The 17,097-nt window shown below is 38.0% G+C and carries 14 protein-coding genes; all 14 read right to left on the bottom strand.

Features of this window, described 5'->3' with window-relative positions; translation table 11 throughout:
• Nucleotides 1-62: 62 nt before the first annotated feature.
• The 14 genes from AC1DYB_RS27255 to AC1DYB_RS27190 all read right to left on the bottom strand — a co-directional run bounded on the left by AC1DYB_RS27255 (nt 63) and on the right by AC1DYB_RS27190 (nt 16,676).
• Nucleotides 63-1,238 (bottom strand): glycosyltransferase family 2 protein, encoded by a 1,176-nt coding sequence (locus AC1DYB_RS27255; RefSeq protein ID WP_477439685.1) that lies wholly within the window; start codon nt 1,236-1,238, stop codon nt 63-65.
• Nucleotides 1,235-2,158 carry a glycosyltransferase family 2 protein gene (locus AC1DYB_RS27250; RefSeq protein ID WP_477439683.1) on the bottom strand — a complete coding sequence of 308 codons (924 nt, stop codon included), beginning with the start codon at nt 2,156-2,158 and terminating at the stop codon, nt 1,235-1,237. The genes AC1DYB_RS27255 and AC1DYB_RS27250 overlap by 4 nt, the downstream gene beginning before the upstream one ends.
• Nucleotides 2,159-2,247: 89 nt before the next feature.
• Nucleotides 2,248-3,378: an acyltransferase family protein gene (locus AC1DYB_RS27245; RefSeq protein ID WP_477439681.1), complete on the bottom strand. Its 1,131-nt coding sequence runs from the start codon at nt 3,376-3,378 to the stop codon at nt 2,248-2,250.
• Between the two features lie 67 nt (nt 3,379-3,445).
• Nucleotides 3,446-6,103, bottom strand: a complete 2,658-nt coding sequence (locus AC1DYB_RS27240; RefSeq protein WP_477439679.1) for a non-ribosomal peptide synthetase — start codon at nt 6,101-6,103, stop codon at nt 3,446-3,448.
• 93 nt (nt 6,104-6,196) lie between these two features.
• Nucleotides 6,197-7,384: a glycosyltransferase family 2 protein gene (locus tag AC1DYB_RS27235; protein ID WP_295716999.1), complete on the bottom strand. Its 1,188-nt coding sequence runs from the start codon at nt 7,382-7,384 to the stop codon at nt 6,197-6,199.
• Between the two features lie 54 nt (nt 7,385-7,438).
• On the bottom strand, nt 7,439-8,659 hold the full coding sequence (locus tag AC1DYB_RS27230) for a glycosyltransferase family protein (RefSeq protein ID WP_477439677.1): 1,221 nt from the start codon (nt 8,657-8,659) through the stop codon (nt 7,439-7,441).
• A 1-nt stretch (nt 8,660) separates the two neighbouring features.
• On the bottom strand, nt 8,661-10,013 hold the full coding sequence (locus AC1DYB_RS27225) for an oligosaccharide flippase family protein (RefSeq protein ID WP_477439675.1): 1,353 nt from the start codon (nt 10,011-10,013) through the stop codon (nt 8,661-8,663).
• A gap of 10 nt (nt 10,014-10,023) precedes the next feature.
• On the bottom strand, nt 10,024-10,638 hold the full coding sequence (locus tag AC1DYB_RS27220) for an acyltransferase (protein WP_477439673.1): 615 nt from the start codon (nt 10,636-10,638) through the stop codon (nt 10,024-10,026).
• An 11-nt stretch (nt 10,639-10,649) separates the two neighbouring features.
• Nucleotides 10,650-12,164 carry an O-antigen ligase family protein gene (locus tag AC1DYB_RS27215; protein ID WP_477439671.1) on the bottom strand — a complete coding sequence of 505 codons (1,515 nt, stop codon included), beginning with the start codon at nt 12,162-12,164 and terminating at the stop codon, nt 10,650-10,652.
• An 18-nt stretch (nt 12,165-12,182) separates the two neighbouring features.
• Nucleotides 12,183-12,320 carry a hypothetical protein gene (locus AC1DYB_RS27210; protein WP_295716992.1) on the bottom strand — a complete coding sequence of 46 codons (138 nt, stop codon included), beginning with the start codon at nt 12,318-12,320 and terminating at the stop codon, nt 12,183-12,185.
• A gap of 54 nt (nt 12,321-12,374) precedes the next feature.
• Complete coding sequence (locus tag AC1DYB_RS27205) at nt 12,375-14,534, bottom strand: exopolysaccharide transport family protein (RefSeq protein WP_477439669.1); 2,160 nt, start codon at nt 14,532-14,534, stop codon at nt 12,375-12,377.
• Between the two features lie 2 nt (nt 14,535-14,536).
• On the bottom strand, nt 14,537-15,217 hold the full coding sequence (locus tag AC1DYB_RS27200; RefSeq protein ID WP_295716989.1) for a TolC family protein: 681 nt from the start codon (nt 15,215-15,217) through the stop codon (nt 14,537-14,539).
• Between the two features lie 3 nt (nt 15,218-15,220).
• Nucleotides 15,221-16,309, bottom strand: coding sequence for a sugar transferase (locus AC1DYB_RS27195; protein ID WP_295716987.1), 1,089 nt, complete (start codon nt 16,307-16,309; stop codon nt 15,221-15,223).
• On the bottom strand, nt 16,290-16,676 hold the full coding sequence (locus AC1DYB_RS27190) for a response regulator (RefSeq protein WP_295716986.1): 387 nt from the start codon (nt 16,674-16,676) through the stop codon (nt 16,290-16,292). Before AC1DYB_RS27190 ends, AC1DYB_RS27195 begins: the two co-directional genes overlap by 20 nt.
• Nucleotides 16,677-17,097: the final 421 nt, after the last annotated feature.

Genomic DNA, 17,097 nt, shown 5'->3' with positions numbered 1-17,097 from the left:
CAATAATATTAATTAAGTTGTTATAAACGCTGTAAACAAAAATTAGTTTACCATACAGTTTATTATTGTTTTCGTTGTGCCTTTTCCCAAACCGCGCTTTGAGTTGTTGTAAAATACCTCAATATTCCGGCCAAAACCGCATAATTCATTACGCAGAAATAATAGGGTATAAAAAGTATTTTGATGCGTAATTGTTTCTTCTCCATTACATAACCTAAAAACGCCAGCAGGTAAAATAATACCTGTGCAAATAAAAGCAGTTTCCATCCCTGGCTATCGGGCTCAAAAGCCAATGCCAGGTTTAAAGCAAATGACAATATGAGCAGGAAGGGGGTAACCGTCCACCTTAATACGCGGTGACTAATATATTGAAATGACAATATTGGGTAAGGGAAAGGGTTGAACAGGCTTTTTAACCGTAATATAGATTGTATGCCACCTGCCGCAATACGTATTTTTCTTTTTAATTCTTCGGATACATTCTCAGATGCGGTTTCGGTAGCATAAGCTTCCGGCTCATATACAATACGGTAACCCTTTTCGGCAATGAGCATTGATATCATAAAGTCATCCAGCACTGTATCAGACTCAACCGCCTGGTAAAGCGAACGCCTAACGCTAAACAATTCGCCCGCGGCACCTACAACGGAATAAAGTTCCGAATCCCATTTTTTAAGAGCCGATTCGTATTTCCAGTAAAAACCTTCACCGGCGGCACTGGCATCGGCGTTTTCATCAAAATGTACGCGCTTTTCACCAGCAACAGCTCCCACAGTTGGATCGATGTAATGCCTGCAGATCTTTATTAATGCATCTTTATTTAAAAATGTATTGGCATCGGTAAAAACTACGGCATCGGTGTTTACAAAATCCATAGCACGATGAACGGCTGCAATTTTACCGGCACGCTGTGGTTGGTGAAGTAGCTGTATTTGAGGATGATTGGCAATAATAGCCGGCGTATTGTCTGATGATCCGTCGGTTATGAAAATTATTTTTAGTTTTCCTGCCGGATAATTCAACAAAAGGCTGTTAGCTATTTTATCCTTAATAAAATACTCCTCATTATAAGCGGCTATTACCAGTGTACAGGTAGGTAATTGTTCAAGGTTTTCTGGCACAACTTTTTTAGGTCCTTTTATCAGCCTTTTAAGTTTGATAATAAAATACAGTAGTATGCCATAACCCGCAAAGGTGTAAAAAACAATAATCAGGCTTATTATTAAAATGATCTTCATGATATGGTATTAATGGGGTAACCTAAGTTATTGCTGGTTTTTGAGTGGGTAAAATTCCACCAGACTGCTTTAAACAGCATGGGTATAAAGTTGTAGTTTTTGTGTTTAATATAGGTTATCACGTTACGGGGCACTACCATTAACAGGAAATAGGCATAAAAAAACAATTTTTTAAACAAAGGCGCATTGCGCCGGGTAAAAAGTATGCGGTTACGATTCATGAAATACTCCTTCAGCTTGCTTTTTTTGCCTACCGATACCGATTCTTTATGATAGATCAATGCATCTGTATTCACCCAGGCTTTATAGCCCGCGCGCAGAATGTTTTCGCACCAGTCTACCTCTTCATAATATAAGAAGAAGTTTTCGGCCATTAAACCTGCCTTGTTTATGGCTTCATTCCTGATCATCATAGCCGCGCCATGGCAATAAGCGGTAGGGCCAATGATATGATTGAATTGCCCTTCATCTTTTTGGCGCAAACCAATACAGCTATTGCGGCAGGTATAATAATTCATAGGGGTGTAGCCCGCGTATTGTATCAGTTGTTTGTCGTTATAGTATTTTATCATGGGCGATATCATACCCACGTCTTCATGAGTATCCAATATATCAACCAGTTTTTCAATTAAACCCGCAGTAAATTCGGTATCATTATTTACCAGGAACAGGTAATCGCCCGAAGCTTGTTTTATGCCAAGATTATTCCCCCCGGCAAAACCAAGGTTTATATCCGACCGGATTAACTTAATGCCCGGATATTTTATGGCCCAATCCGGTACCGGGTTTATTTTGCTGGCATTATCAACAATAATTATTTCAATATTGGTGTAGGTGTTTGTTTTTTCTATTGATGAAAGCAGTTCTTCGGTAATAGTTGGCTGGTTAAAATTTACGGTAACAATAGAGATTTTTTTCATCTATGCTGATATAGTGATAGCTACGGTTTTACGGATTATGGGTACTAAAAGTTGACCATTTATTTTGATAAATGAATTGGATAAGATTGTCATTGTGTGATTTTCTGGAATCTTTTTTTTATCCTTAAAAATGGTTTTTCATAACCATAATAAGATGCGGAAGCCAAAGCAATAACGCCGGTTATGGTTGCTCCATAAATAATTACGTTTTCAATGATCATGCTTCCTTGTGTAAAATATTTTTGAACAAGATATAATACCAAAAACAACACAAATTTGTGTAAAAGATATATACCGTAGGAAATTTGCCCTATATAGTTAACGTATTTATGCTGAAGTGAGTAAATACTTGTTTTTGTTTCGCAAAGGTTAACAATTAGCAAAGAAGCCAATAGCGCTATCAAAACATCACCATGAGGAATATCGTAACATAAATACAGTACAAGGTACGCAGCAAAAACAATCAGCAATGTTACCTGAAACCATTTTTTAAATATGCTATTGAACGTGTTTTGAAACTTAAAGTCAAATTCCGGATGTTTTGTATTGTAATATAAAACTGCTACGGCAGCCCCAATCATCATATTATCAAACCGTGAGTAATACATTAATTGATGTAATGATGAATACATTGGGTGATGTTGCAGCAAATGATCAACCGTCAATTGCAGTCCCCAAATGAACAATATGAATATTAACAGGGCGTAAAAAATATGCTGGAGTTTTTTAAGCCTGAAGAAATGAGGATGAAATATGTAAAATTGTTCTTCGGTACCAATAGACCAAATGGGGTCAAAAATAGAGGGGAGCATTTGCAGGCAAAAAGCTAAGTTGGGTAAAAATAAAACCGAAAGCCAAAAAGCAGAGGTTGAGCCACCGGGGAAAAATGAAAACCCAATAAAAACCACCAGGAAATATAAAGGCCATATCCTCAAAAGCCTTCGCATGTAAAAGCCTTTGAAATTGACGGTGGTAAAATTTCGTTTTTCTTCGAGCAATAAATAGGTTATCAGAAACCCGCTGAGTGCAAAAAAAATAGTAACACCTGTTTTGCCAAAATTTAAAAGGTCGACCCCGGGAATTCTATTTAAATTAAAAATGGTTTTATGAAGCTCGATATGTGATACTACAACCATGAGCGCAGCCAAAGCCCTTACTCCATTTAAATTGGGGAAGAATACTTTTGTCTTATTTTTTTCAAGAACTGCAGTGTTTGGCATACCTAACCTTAGTTATCCAATTTTGGCACCATTTATCTAATTAATGTTACCACTCCATACATATACCTTAGCTTTTTGTTACCTTATCCAAACACTCTTGTAATACAACAGCAAATTCTTTATCATTTGGTGGTGCAAATATGGTATTGTGTTCGCCGGGTATTTCATGTACGTTAACGCCTTTTAGTGCAAACGGGCGCCAACCCAGGAAATCAAAATCAACCATGTAAAAGGTGCGTTTTTTTGCTCTGAATAATTCAATCGCAATATTTAGCGGTGTTAAAATATAATTGCGCAAAGCCTTTTCGCTGGCTTCGTCTATCTCATTATCATAAGCAAAGAAGCCTTCTTTCTTTTCATCTTTACCAGGAAACAGCTTCCAGAAAAATTTGATGATCCTGCGTTTAATAACAAGGCTTTTATACTCAATGGTTCGTTTGGGGTCTTCTGTAAGTAAAACAAGGCTATGGCCTATTTGCTTCAGCAGAAAAGTAGTATTATTAATGGTTCTCTTTAATGCAGGGTCATTAACGGTTGATTGCTCGGCAAATGTATCAAACATGGCCAGCATTTTCACCTCTTTACCGGCAGCCATTAATTGTTTTGCCATTTCAAAAGCAATAATTCCTCCCAGGGAGTATCCCGCAAGGGCGTAGGGCCCATCCGGGTTTTTGGCTACTATTTCGGTTATATAATTGGTGGCAATTTCTTCCATTACATCCAATGGTTCGTCAACACCGTTAAGTCCTCTTGCCTGTAAGCCATACACGGGTTGTTCTGCATCCATGTTCATGGCCAGCGCGTTAAAAAGCAAAACGTTTAAGCCGGCACCATGCACAATGTATAAGGGCATTTTGCTGCCGCTTGGCTTAATAGGCACCAGGGATTCCCATGTAATTGATGACGGGTCGATCTCGAGCCTTGCAGCCAGTTTTTCAATAGTAGCGTATTCAAACAAAGTAGCCAGGGGCAGGCGTTTACCGGTTTCTTTCTCAATGCGTGCCATGATCTGCACGGCCACTAATGATCTGCCACCCAATTCAAAAAAGTTATCAGCCATGCTGATGTTCTCAATTCCCATCAATTGTTGCCATATTTCTGCAACCAGTTTTTCATTGGCAGTTCGCGGGGCAACAAATTCGCCTGTGCGTTGTATATTGCCGTAATCAGGTTTGGGTAGCGCTTTCCTGTCTATTTTTCCATTGGGAGTTATCGGTATAACTTCCATTATTACAAAATCATCGGGCACCATATACTCTGGTAATGCTGCAAGTAAACCCTGCTGCCAGGTATCAAACTGTTGTTTTAAATCAGCGCTGTTTATCAGTTCGTTTACAATAACATAGGCTACCAGACGTGGGTTTCCGGGCGTATCTTCTCGGGCTATAACAACAGCCTGTTTTATATTTTCTTCTTTTATAAGATTTTGCTCTATCTCCTCAAGTTCGATGCGGTAACCCCTCACTTTCACCTGGTGATCAATCCGGCCAAGGCAAATTATCTCACCGTCTTCACGGATTTTTCCTAAATCACCGGTACGATACATTTTGCTGCCCGCAATCCCTGAGAATATATCATCAACAAATCTTTCATCAGTCAGTTCGGGTCTGTTTAAGTAGCCTTTAGCAACACCATCACCACCTATATAAATTTCGCCAATGGTTCCATCGGTAAAGTTATTAAGCTTCTCATCCAGTATGTACACCTGTGTGTTATCAATTGGTTTGCCAATGGTGATGTCGGTATCGTTCACGATCAGTTTTACTGTGGACCATACTGTAGTTTCGGTAGGGCCATACATATTCCACAATTCTAAACTACGTGCAATCAGCTTATTGATCAGGTCTTTTGGCAAAGCTTCGCCACCACAAAGTATTTTAAGAGGTAGTTTCTGTTCCCAGCCAGCTTCCAGCATTACGCGCCATGTGTAAGGAGTGGCCTGCATAACGGTAATTTTTTGGCTATTGCACAGATCGAGCAATGCGCGGCCATCTTTTGCAGTTATGGCATCGGTAACTATAAGTTTTGATCCAACCAATAAAGGTAAAAATAATTCAAGGCCAGCAATGTCAAAAGATATAGTAGTTACCGCCAATAGGTTATCAGCAGGAGTGAGGCCCGGTTCTTTGGCCATACTCAGCAAAAAGTTGACCAGGTTATGGTGTTTTATTTGTACGCCTTTAGGTTTCCCGGTGGAACCTGAGGTAAACAAGACATAAGCAAGATCATCCCCGTTAACTACTGTTTCGGGCTCATCTGCAGAGTAGTTATCAAATTTATCAAAAGCATCTTCTATCAACACCTCCTTTGCAACCGTGATAAAATGATTTTTAAACTTTTCAGACGTCAACAATATTTTTGCCGCCGAATCTTCCATCATAAACTCAACGCGGTCTTTCGGGTATTCAGGATCAAGAGGTACATAAGCGGCACCTGTTTTTAAGATCGCCAGCAAAGAAATTACCATCTCAGGCGATCTGTCGAGTGCTAGCCCGATAATGTCGCCGGTTTTGATATTGTAGGTTAGTAAATGTTTAGCCAGTTTGTTTGCCGCTTCATTTACATTTTTAAAACTTAGCGAACGGTCTTCAAATACAATAGCTATTTTATCAGGGTTCTTAAATGCCTGTTCGGCAAGCAGGTGATGCAGCGCTTTATCTTTAGGATAATCAGCCACGGTATTGTTTAATAAGCTTAAACTATCGGTTTTTTCGTGAGCATCCATATTGGGGTATGTATCTAATATTTAATCTGAACAACATGGGATTTACATAATTAAAATATATATATCCACCGTTTATATTTTCATACTTACGATTTATACTGCTGTATGGTCGTGCGGTGTATGAATAAATTTTTTATTTGCACCTTTTAATTTAAACAACAGCAATAACATCGTGAAAAATATGAGTGGCAATTTAAGTGCAGCATTGAATAATTTGCTATTAAAGTAATCACCGGGTATAGCAACAACAATAGCAATATAACAACATAGCGTAGCTACAAGCCATAAATGCCATGATGGGCCGATGCCTGGCGTTAATATTGATATGAATAACATAAATGGCATTATTCCCAACATCAATACCCGTGGCAATATCGACATTTGATATATTTCATTAAAATAATCAAAGTTGCCGTTCATGAATAATTCACGAAGGCCGCTCAAACCATATACACGCAATAAATTGAATTGTGCAGATAGCCATCTTTTACGTTGTTTTTTAAATACCTCGGGGTTGCTCACCTTTTCATCGTATACAAAAGCTTTTTCGGCATAGGCCACGCTTATTTTTTGACGGGTAAGTATTAGCCCCATTTCCTTATCAAAGCCACCAACCGCATCAATTTGACTCATGGTAACCTTAAATAAATTATATTCAAGCGCCATCCCAGAACCAATAATGGCTGCTGAAAGGTTTAATACCCGTTGCGATTTCCTGAAAATATGGTTATTGATCTCTTCGCTTATCGCATCAAGTATGGCAACGTTTGTATTAGTGTTTTTTGCTATCCTGTGCCCTTGAACCACCTTTTCACCAGCCTGTAGATAATTGTTGATCTGGTAAAGGTAATCGGGGGCGGCAACGTTATCAATATCATATACAATGGCCGCATCAAAGCCATCTGCGGTATTTTCAATGGCTTTATTCAGCGCTTTTGATTTTGTACTATTCTCAAAAAAAACTTCCACTACCTGCAGGGGCAGTTTTCTTAGTTTTTCAAGTGTTTCGGGTTGAAGCGAATCGGCTATAATGCAGATGTGAAATTTATCAGCCGGGTAATCAAGTGTCAATGCACCCACCGCCGAGTTTAATAAAATTTCGTCTTCTTTATAAGCGCAGATATAAATAACAAATTTACTTAACGAGGTAGCAGCGGGTGGGTATTTAATGGGAACTAATTTCCCCAATACAGAGAATATAAACAGATAAATACAATATATACCGAGATATATAAAAGCTATACTCATTATTAAAGAAGCAATAAACCTAATAATCTCCATGCTTTAATATGTTATAAAGACTTTTACTGTCTTTTTTAGGGTAATGTTGCATTATTATGAATTTAATGCGTTATTGTTAGTTTCTAAATTTAATGCCAAAAGCTTTTCTATTTCAATAATTCTATGCTCCCAGGTATTTTCTGCTGCAACGGCCAGTCTTCTTTGTTGCAATTCAGGTGTATCCTTTAACGCATTGTTTATGGCAAGTGTAAACTCCGTTGATGTTTTGCAATACGCAACAGTATCGCCGGTAAATTCCTGTAAGTCGCTGTTAAAATCAGATGACACTACCGGTTTGCCCGAACCCAGGTATTCAAATAGTTTTAGCGGAAATATAGAATTGCTCACGTCATCTTTTTTAAATGGAATAATAGCCACATCAAAGCCCTTTAAAACGGCCGGCATTTGCTCATAAGGTACAGCGCCTTTTACATAGGCGTTGTTTTCTTTAAACGCGGGCATATCAACGTAATCAACATCAACCGGGCCGATGAAAACGAAATTTTTATCCGGATTTTGTGCTAATAACTCTGTAAGTAAATTATAATCGATGCGGCGCTCAATATTGCCAAAGTAACCTATTACAGGTTTATTAATACCTGATAAAATATCGGCAACGGGCAATTTAGGATCAAGTGCTTTTTGGCTATGGCTAATGTTTGCCGCATTGGGTATAAAATGCGAATTTGGGTTTAATTTAAGTTTGTTATCCCTTAACGCTTTACTGGTGCAAATTACCAGGTCGACACTTTTAACCACGATATCCTCTGATATTAAGCCATGTTTAGTTTGGTAGATCTCTACCAATGGGTCAACACAGTGATAAACCGTTAACACCGGCTTTATCAGGTTGTGAAAAGTAGGGTAGGTGTAATTGTAAGAGTTGATGTAAATGTAATCGGCGATATTTAAATTTTTGATCACTTTTTTTAGTCTCCGCCCAACTATCAATTCATTAATCCTTGCTGCAATACGGTAAAGTTTGCCTTCGGGCAGCATATTAATAGATGGTACCGGTGGAGATATAACAATTTTAAGATTGGGTATCTCTGTTTGAATAATACTATTCGCCGAAGAAAAAAAATGAGGCTTCCTGATCTTAAATTCTGGGGTATCTTTAAATTTAATATAATCTTTCCAGGTAAAGGGTCTGTCTACATAGTACACATTGTTATGCTCGGCCAGGTGCCTGGCCATAGTGTAGTTTGTTGATTCAAGACGGCCATCAAACTGCATCTGCGAAAATATGATGATATTACGGTTCCTGAGTTCCATATTAAATTTGACCGGTTTCCTTTTTTCTGATCTTATTATAAAAAACCCCCAATAATTCTATCAACTCAAGGTATCCTAAATAGAATATATCTTTAATTGAAAACTCTAAATGTTTTTTAAGGGCCCAGTAACCAAAAATAGCCCCGGCAAAAAATGTGAAAATTGATGCTATTGCTACGCCATACAAACTGTGAAATATAAATATGCCTGCAAAATCGGCACTTACATTTACAGCCAGCATGATGAAAACTTTTATCATATTTAAATGGGGCTTTCCAATAATATCAAGTGTTATTCCAAAAAACCTGTCAATAGGTAGCAGCATTACAAAACACATAAATATGCGGAAGATATTACCTGCGTCTGAGTGCTGGTAGGCACTGCCAAATAATAAACCTATAATCAAATCGGCCAGTAAAAAAGCAACTACAGCTACAGGTATCAGGGCGATGGTAAGCATTCCTGCATACTTTTTCATGATGTAGGATACATGCTTTTTATCTTCCCGGTGCACTGCTGCCGACATAACAGGTAATGCAGTTGCAATAAATGCTCTTAACGGAATCTCAAAGATCTCCATCAACCGCTGCGGAATATAATAAACACCCAGCAAGCTATCAGCAAACATCATTTTAATAATAATGGTATCAGAACTGCGCAACAGATAGGAGCTGATGGATGTGCCTACACTAAATTTACCAAAGTGGGCAAGTTCTTTTACAGATGCCCAACTTTTACTGCTTATGGTTTTTATTTTTGACCAGCCATTAAAAACAGTGATTAAGCTGCTGATGATGTTATTTAAACAGTAGCAATAAATAGCATTTTGAAAATTGGCACGATGAAAAACTATAAGCAGTAAAATAAATATAAAGAAGCCACCCTGGTTAATAAGTTGTAACAGGAAAAGTTTATCAAAACGTTCCTCGGCCTGTAATATCCAGGTTGCTATTGCGGTTGGTAACGAGCACAGGTAAGTGATACCGAACCACATTAATATGGTAAACATGTTGGGGCTGGTGCCAAAGTAGCAAAAGAAAAGGTATACCAGCAAATTACCCAAACCAAAAGTAAATACGATAGTTAAACCGATGTACCAGGCCGAGCCAGCAACATTTGCCGCCCTTTCGGGACTGGTACCGGCATAGTATTTTATAAGGGATGTTTGCAGGAATCCTGTTCTGAAGGTATCTGCCAGGGTGAATATAACCAGGAAGAAAATGTAATCGCCAAAGTCGGTTTTGGTGAGATGGCGCGCCATTAGTGCTAATATAGCCATGCCCAAAACAGGCATTATGGCATTACTTGCTAAAGAAAGAGTGTGCTTGTTTATAAGTTTTTTTAAAACCCCCATTAATTGTTTATTACGTTTTTTCCCAGTTGTTTGTTGTGAAATTGTACTTTTTAATCACTTTTGCCGGGTTACCCACAGCCACCGAATATTCGGGAATATTCTTTGTAACCACGCTGCCCGCACCTATAATGGCATGCTTACCTATAGTTACGCCTGCGGTGATTACGCTATTGGCGCCTACCCAAACATTGTCACAAATGGTTATCTGTTTGGTTACCACTTTTTGTACCCTTGGTGGGAGAGTTACATCCTCGTAGCCGTGGTTAAGACCCGATATTACAATGTTTTGAGCAAGCATTACATAGTTGCCCATATTTACCGGGCCAATGATTACGTTGCCTATGCCAATACCACAATTATCGCCTATTATCACGTCTCCAACGCCATTATTAATAGTCGCGAAATCTTCAATGATGCTTTTACTTCCTAATGAAAATTTATTGAAAGGGAATATATCTAAACGGGCATAATATCTTACAACTGCGCCTTTACCGCGATGGTGATAAAAAGGAGTAATAAACCAACGTACCCATAGCCTTGGCCTTGATTCGCCGGTAGGTATCAGCATCCAATGAACTAAACTTTTTAACCTCGGGTTCGATTTTATTTGGGTTATTACTGACATCCGGTTTAATGCTATTGTGGTAATAATACTTTACTGATATTGTTACTTTCTTCCAGGCGTTTTTGTTGCACTGTATCCAGGCGTTTGCAAGCTACTATTATGGCAATTGCCAAGTAAAATATAATATTTGAAGGGTATTGTACAATAGCCTGTTGCGGAAAGTTACCTATGTTAAAGGCAAAAATTACCAGTACCATAGCCATGCAATAGTTTTTAAGGCGGGGATCTTTAATGAGGAAGAAATAGTTGATCCCACTGCGTAATACGACAAAAAACAAGGTGCAAAAAAGGATTAATCCTACCCAGCCCATTTCAACAGCCACACGCACGAAACCACTATCCGGTGGAAATTTAGCCAGCATGGAATTTGGTGAGAAACGCCTGCCCCAAATACCTACCGAACCAAGGCCTCCGCCCAATGGGTGAGATAAAATAAAAGGCTTTATCCGCTTTTGATTTTCGGCCCTTACATTATACGAAGGATCATCCGATGGGCTAAAAGCGGTTTGGAACCTTTTAATTGATGGATTTGATGTTGGTACTACAATTAAAAAAGTAAGCATTAAACCGGCTATAATAGTTGACATCAATACCTTTCGGTTAAAATTAAGCACAGCTAATATAGCAAGCGAGGCCGGCAGCAAAACATAAGCCGCCCTTGTGCCCGAGTAAAGCATCACGTACAGAAAAAATGCTGCTGTGCAACCTAAAATTATTTTTTTACGGGTGGCTATATTGCCCATGGTAAGCGCTATACATAACAAGGCACCTATAACCATGTTATAAGAGAAGGTAACCGGATCTGAAAAAATGCCGAACTTACGCATGTGTCCGTTTATAAACAGTAAACCCACCCTAAGAGGATCGGAGTAAAGCCATTTTTTTTCAAAAGGTAAAAAGCCAAAGTTTTCCTGCTGAAAGGCCGAAATAGCGGCAATAACATCAAGTAAAATCCAAAGTTTAAAAACGTATTTAATGAAGCTAACCGAGCGGATATGGTAAACAAACACAAAGTACATGAGCATAATAAAGCCAACCGTGCGCACGGTATAAATCCATGCAAGTACGGATGAGGCAGATGGATTGGCTACCTCCAGTAGGTTGTACGCCAGCCATATTATAATTAAGGTACTGATAGGGTTTTTAAAGTAAGTCCAGTTATTTTCGCTTTTTTGCTTGATAAAAAAACCTAAAATAAGCAAGTAGGTTATTGCATCAAGTAAGGTTCCTATCGGTACCGCATCAGGTAAAAATTCTGAAACGTAATTGATAAAAAAGGAGGTGACTATTAATACGGTTATCCCAAATTGGGGGTAGGCCACAATACCAAATAAAATTGGTAAGCCGAAGGTAATTACTACAATAGCGCCGAAGCCAATAATGCCGAGTTTATAAACTATCAGGCTGATAAACACTACTGCAAGTGCTAAAAAAACAAGCACAAACGGGTTAGAAAACTTTTGGATAAGTAGCCTTTGCCCAAATGTTACTTTTGCCTCGGTGTTATTTGTTTTATCATTCTGCATTTGTGGTAGACAAGGAAATTATAAAACCAAAATTTTTATTACCCAAACAAAAACACCTATAAAGGCTATAGCGATAGCTGCCTTACGCGATCTGTTTTGCAGTGGTGTTAAATTTTCAAAAGGATCTGGTTTTGCTTCAATAGGGTCTATTCTCATAATATTAAAGCTAAAGGTGTATCAACAATAATTTAGAAATGGTTGTAATAGTAACTATTTCTTTTTGAGATCAAAAGTTGCTTTATTTAACACCCAGCCGCCAAACTTACCGCCAAGATTTTTTAAAAATGCCAGGTGAGCTTTTTGCGCGTTTGTTAAACTCCTGTTGGCCTCAAAAACAGCTATTGTTTTATTGGCAAACAACAACCACTCTTTCGATTTGTTTAAGGAGCTTAATGGCGCTGTATCAATAATTATTATATCGTATTTTGATCTAAGATTATCAAAGCGGCTTTTAATAAAAACTTCGTCGCCAATTTCAAGTAAGGTTACATCACCGGCATGATTACCTAAAACGTTTGATGTGCTGCTGCTTATTTCAACGTTATTAAAGGGCGTGTTTTTGAAATATTCTTCCAGGAACAAGGTCGGTTGCGTGGCCTGTGTAAGGGCGGGATTATCAAAGTTTCCATCAATCAGCAACACTTTTTTATTGATCATGGAGTAGGAGTAGGCCAGGCTGGTAGCAAACACGGTTTTACCGTCATGAGCCCCCATGCTTGTAACCGCTATCACCTTTTCTCCGCGAAGCTCCTGGTCAATTTCAAACCTTATTGATCGTAAAAGTTCTTTATACTGTCGCATTTTATCGCGGTTCTCCACGTCCCAAAGTTTTCTAAGATCAAGGTTTGATCCGTGTACTCTATTAAGATAGCCCAGCAACGGTAATTGTGTTTTATTAACCAGTTCGGCAGGTTCCTTAATGGTATCATCAAGGTAGAACAATAAAAATAAAACAAACAGGCAAACAAAAAGTACTGCTACGGCGCTTAAGCCAATAAGGAGCATTTTTTTTGATGGCTCCGGCGCTTCTGGCGCAGCTATTTCTACCTGTATCAGTTTAATGGAAAAGTTTGATTTAAGGTTAGTTTCGTTGTACTTGTTTAAAACCTCCAGGTATTCCTTACTGGCGATGTCGATATCAAAATCATAAGTTTTAACCTTCGCATCAAAGGGTACCAGGCGGGCAAATTTTGTGTTTAGATCTGATAACTCACTATTGATAGATTGAATACTGTATTTAGCCAGATCGCGCGATACTTCCAGCGTTAATTTTTGCTTAACCAGGTCGTCTTTAGCTATAAGGGGGCTGCTTATGTATTTATCTGATGATTGATTGATTTCTGACGCTAATGCTTTTTGAACAGAATCTAATGCCGGTTTATATTTAGGATCGTAGTTGCTGCGTATATACCTGTTTTGGATGTTATGAAGTTCATCCTGGGTTGAGGTAATGGCCTGGTTATATTTGCTTATGGTTGACTCTAAATATTTTCTATCCGAAGGCTCAAATTTGCCATTGATGGTTTTAAGGGCGCCCTCAAATGAAGCAATATTCTTTTCGGCTTCTTGTTTTTTATCATTATAAACAAGTATCTGGCTAAAAATAGCTTTTGACTGCTCATCAAGGTTTAATATGCCATTATCTATCTTGTATTTTTGAAGCTGAGTTGTTTTATTATTTAAGGCATTCCTTTTTTGATCCAGTAGTTCTGATAGAAAAGCGACCGCGTTTGATTCGTTTTTCTTTACTGTTTGCGTGTAGTAACTAATAAATTGCGTACACAATACGTTTACCACCGTTGCGGATAATTGTGGATTTTCTGAATCAAAACTTACGGATATAAAGTCACTTTCATCATCCCTGAATATTAACAGTTCCTTACGCAGAGAAACGTCATCATACTTCATGGAGCGCAGCAGTTCGTTTAAAATGCTTTCCTGTTTGTTATAAAGCAATAAAGCTTCAAGGTGATCAAACTTATACTGGAAAACCTTTAGCGCCTGTTCCCGTTCATATTCATGCATTTCTGCAAATTGCTTGCTGGGTTTTCGAAAAGGCGCATTTGGATTCTTGAGGTCATGTATAATAAGCGAATAAGAAACCTGGTTAACCATTTTCTTTAACTTCATAATGGCCATGAGGTTACTAAACTCACTTAATACCTGTTGTTCCTGAACATTAGTATTGGCATCCTTATCAAGCAGGTGGCGCGATGCATCGATAATACCGGTTGCTATTTGCGCATGGGATACATAGTTATCCGGTAGTTTTTTAACAAAGTAAAATGATACAACTATGGTTGCAAGCGGTAAAAAAATTAGTATTAATCTGTATTTCTTTAAAAGCTTAAAAAAATTGGTTATCTCCATTTTTATTTAATATCCTCTAATTTAACACCTAATAGTTCTTCAAGATTAGTTTTGGTGGTCCACGTTGCTAATTCAGCTTGTACCATAAACGAATTTTGATTATAATAACTATTTAATTGCTCATTATAGATCTGAAAAGTTGTTTCTCCTTTTTGAAAGGAATATTTTAATTGCTTAACTGCGCTACTGGCGTCGGTTACCGCGCCCGAGCGTAACCTCAATTCGGTCATGGCAGAAAGGTAAGCAAAATAAAGTTTTCTTACCTGGGCTTCAAGGTTGAGCATGTACTCAGCCTGCTGGTATTGCGCAATTTTATAAGTTTCATGCGCTGCATTAGTAACTGCAGGGTTTTTAAGTAATTGACCGATACTCAATGTTATAGCCAGCTGGTAGCCTTTAAATATGGTGGGCTGCGCCTGGTTAACTAAATTTTGCGGACTATAAATATAAGATGCAGTTAATCCATCCAGCCAGGCAAATTTTGTTGCGTTGTAATTGCTGTGAGCAGCATTTACCTGGCTTTGCCTTACTTTAACCTCGGGATAATTCTTTTTTGCAACGGCTACCAGTTTATCAAGATAGGCGAAATTAACATTGTTTATAAAAGTTTCCTGTGCATGTAATTGGTTAGAAAACAGGGTGATAGTTAATAAGAAACAAAAAATTCTTAAATGTTTAGTCATTGTTTATACTTTTTCTTTTTGAAAGAGGGCTGGCACCGTTCCAACAATAATCCGTAAATCTAACCAAATAGAGTACTTCTGAGCATAAAAGTTATCCAGTTTTTTCCGCTCTCTTTCAGACATATCCTCTTTGCCACGTTTGCTGATTTGCCACAAACCTGTTAGGCCGGCAGGGCCCAGGAAACGCATCGACCATTCGTTCGAGGTTAACATTTCGGCTTCATAAACAGGTAATGGTCTATTGCCAACTACAGACATATCGCCAACTAATATATTAAAGAGCTGCGGAAGTTCATCTAAGCTGGAGTTGCGTAAAAAGTTGCCAAGCTTTGTTATACGCGGATCGTTTTTGATTTTAACAAATGCAGCTTTATTGCCGCCGCCTCCTTCTGTTGCGTATTGATTATTCTCTGTTGATAATTGAGCCAATAGCTGATCCGCATCAGTCCTCATCGATCGGAATTTGTAAAAATCAAATACTTTGTAGCCTGTGCCAACGCGCTTACTTTTATAAAGCACCGGCCCTTTTGAATCAAGCTTTATAGCTATCGCTATAAGCAGGTAAAGTGGAGATAGGAAAAACAACATCGAACCTGATATGGTAAGGTCAATAATGCGTTTTCCAAACGGCATTTTATAAGTAGTATCAACCTCTTTTGAAAGTTCAAGTAACCTTGGCTTTATCAACTTAAAGGTTACCAGGAAATTCAATCTTTCGCGCAGGTCATCAATAGAAAATGGGAGGCTATAAAAATCATGCACCTTCAGCTGCATCGCCTTTTTCTTAAGGGTATTATCGTTTTGAACAGATAGTAAAACAATGATAGAGCCATTGAGTAAAAAGCTTTTTTTAATTTCTTCAACCAAAGCAAAGCATTTTCCATGAGCATCTACTTCCATCAGGATAATATCCGGAACTGTTAAAATCGATTGCTCGCCCAGATAACGGTCAAGTTCGGCAATAGAATCGTTAAGATGGATATTGAAATTACTAAGGCCGGTTAATATAAGGTCTTTTAAAGCCAACCCAGCGTAAGCGATCTTAATGTGCGAACCGGAGTTTTCGTTCCAATCAGACGTTTGGTGATTCATAAACTTGTAAGAGTTGATTAATGGCTGATTTTAGCTCGTTAGGTTTAAATGGTTTGTGCATATATCCATCGATTTTAAATGGCATATTGCTTACCTGCTCATCCAAATCATGAGCAGCAGACAATAGCAGAACAGGAATGTCGCGATAAAAACCACTTATCTTAACATTTTTTGCAAATGACTGGCCATCAAAATAAGGCATTTGAAGATCAGAAAGTATCAAGTCGGGCATATTGCCATCCTCCAACCAACCAAAGGCATCGATGCCATTGTTTTTAACAACAACATCATAATCTTTAGAAAGAATAAAATTGAGTAATTTTAGTATGCTTAAATCGTCATCGACAATTAGTAAGGTTCTCTTCATGTTATTGATTGGGGGTGGATCTGAATTAAAAAGCAGTTATAAGCATGTAATTGTTATCAATTTAATAAGTAGATCAGGCTTTAGGGTTTTTGCAAATGAATATTTAATTTAATGATTTGCAAAGCTAATAGGTGTACGTTAAAACAATGCACAGAGTTTTGTTTTTTGTAAATATTCATAAAATGTTTAACCTGATGTAGTGATTTAATCCATGTAAACAATTACTGTACCGAAAATACATATAAAATGCTTACTATATTTATATACGATTATTTTATTTACTATTAAGCAAATATGCCAGTTGCCGCAGTGTTTAAAATTGACTAATTATGGGTTATAAGTAACGTATTATATTGGTTTATTTTCCCTATTGTGGAATATATTCCCGTTTGGGGTTAAAACTTATAAATTGGGCAAGTTT

The organism is Mucilaginibacter sp. P2_A4, assembly GCF_056405015.1.
This window is presented reverse-complemented; position numbering and strand designations above follow the sequence as displayed.

Excerpts from the sequence above, each read along its gene's own strand:
- AC1DYB_RS27255 (WP_477439685.1), bottom strand. The coding sequence starts at position 1,238 with ATGAAGATCATTTTAATAATAAGCCTGATTATTGTTTTTTACACCTTT.
- AC1DYB_RS27250 (WP_477439683.1), bottom strand. The coding sequence starts at position 2,158 with ATGAAAAAAATCTCTATTGTTACCGTAAATTTTAACCAGCCAACTATT.
- AC1DYB_RS27210 (WP_295716992.1), bottom strand. The coding sequence starts at position 12,320 with ATGAGAATAGACCCTATTGAAGCAAAACCAGATCCTTTTGAAAATTTA.
- AC1DYB_RS27190 (WP_295716986.1), bottom strand. The coding sequence starts at position 16,676 with ATGAAGAGAACCTTACTAATTGTCGATGACGATTTAAGCATACTAAAA.
- AC1DYB_RS27205 (WP_477439669.1), bottom strand. The coding sequence starts at position 14,534 with ATGGAGATAACCAATTTTTTTAAGCTTTTAAAGAAATACAGATTAATA.
- AC1DYB_RS27220 (WP_477439673.1), bottom strand. The coding sequence starts at position 10,638 with ATGTCAGTAATAACCCAAATAAAATCGAACCCGAGGTTAAAAAGTTTA.
- AC1DYB_RS27200 (WP_295716989.1), bottom strand. The coding sequence starts at position 15,217 with ATGACTAAACATTTAAGAATTTTTTGTTTCTTATTAACTATCACCCTG.
- AC1DYB_RS27215 (WP_477439671.1), bottom strand. The coding sequence starts at position 12,164 with ATGCAGAATGATAAAACAAATAACACCGAGGCAAAAGTAACATTTGGG.
- AC1DYB_RS27230 (WP_477439677.1), bottom strand. The coding sequence starts at position 8,659 with ATGGAACTCAGGAACCGTAATATCATCATATTTTCGCAGATGCAGTTT.
- AC1DYB_RS27245 (WP_477439681.1), bottom strand. The coding sequence starts at position 3,378 with ATGCCAAACACTGCAGTTCTTGAAAAAAATAAGACAAAAGTATTCTTC.
- AC1DYB_RS27195 (WP_295716987.1), bottom strand. The coding sequence starts at position 16,309 with ATGAATCACCAAACGTCTGATTGGAACGAAAACTCCGGTTCGCACATT.
- AC1DYB_RS27225 (WP_477439675.1), bottom strand. The coding sequence starts at position 10,013 with ATGGGGGTTTTAAAAAAACTTATAAACAAGCACACTCTTTCTTTAGCA.
- AC1DYB_RS27240 (WP_477439679.1), bottom strand. The coding sequence starts at position 6,103 with ATGGATGCTCACGAAAAAACCGATAGTTTAAGCTTATTAAACAATACC.
- AC1DYB_RS27235 (WP_295716999.1), bottom strand. The coding sequence starts at position 7,384 with ATGGAGATTATTAGGTTTATTGCTTCTTTAATAATGAGTATAGCTTTT.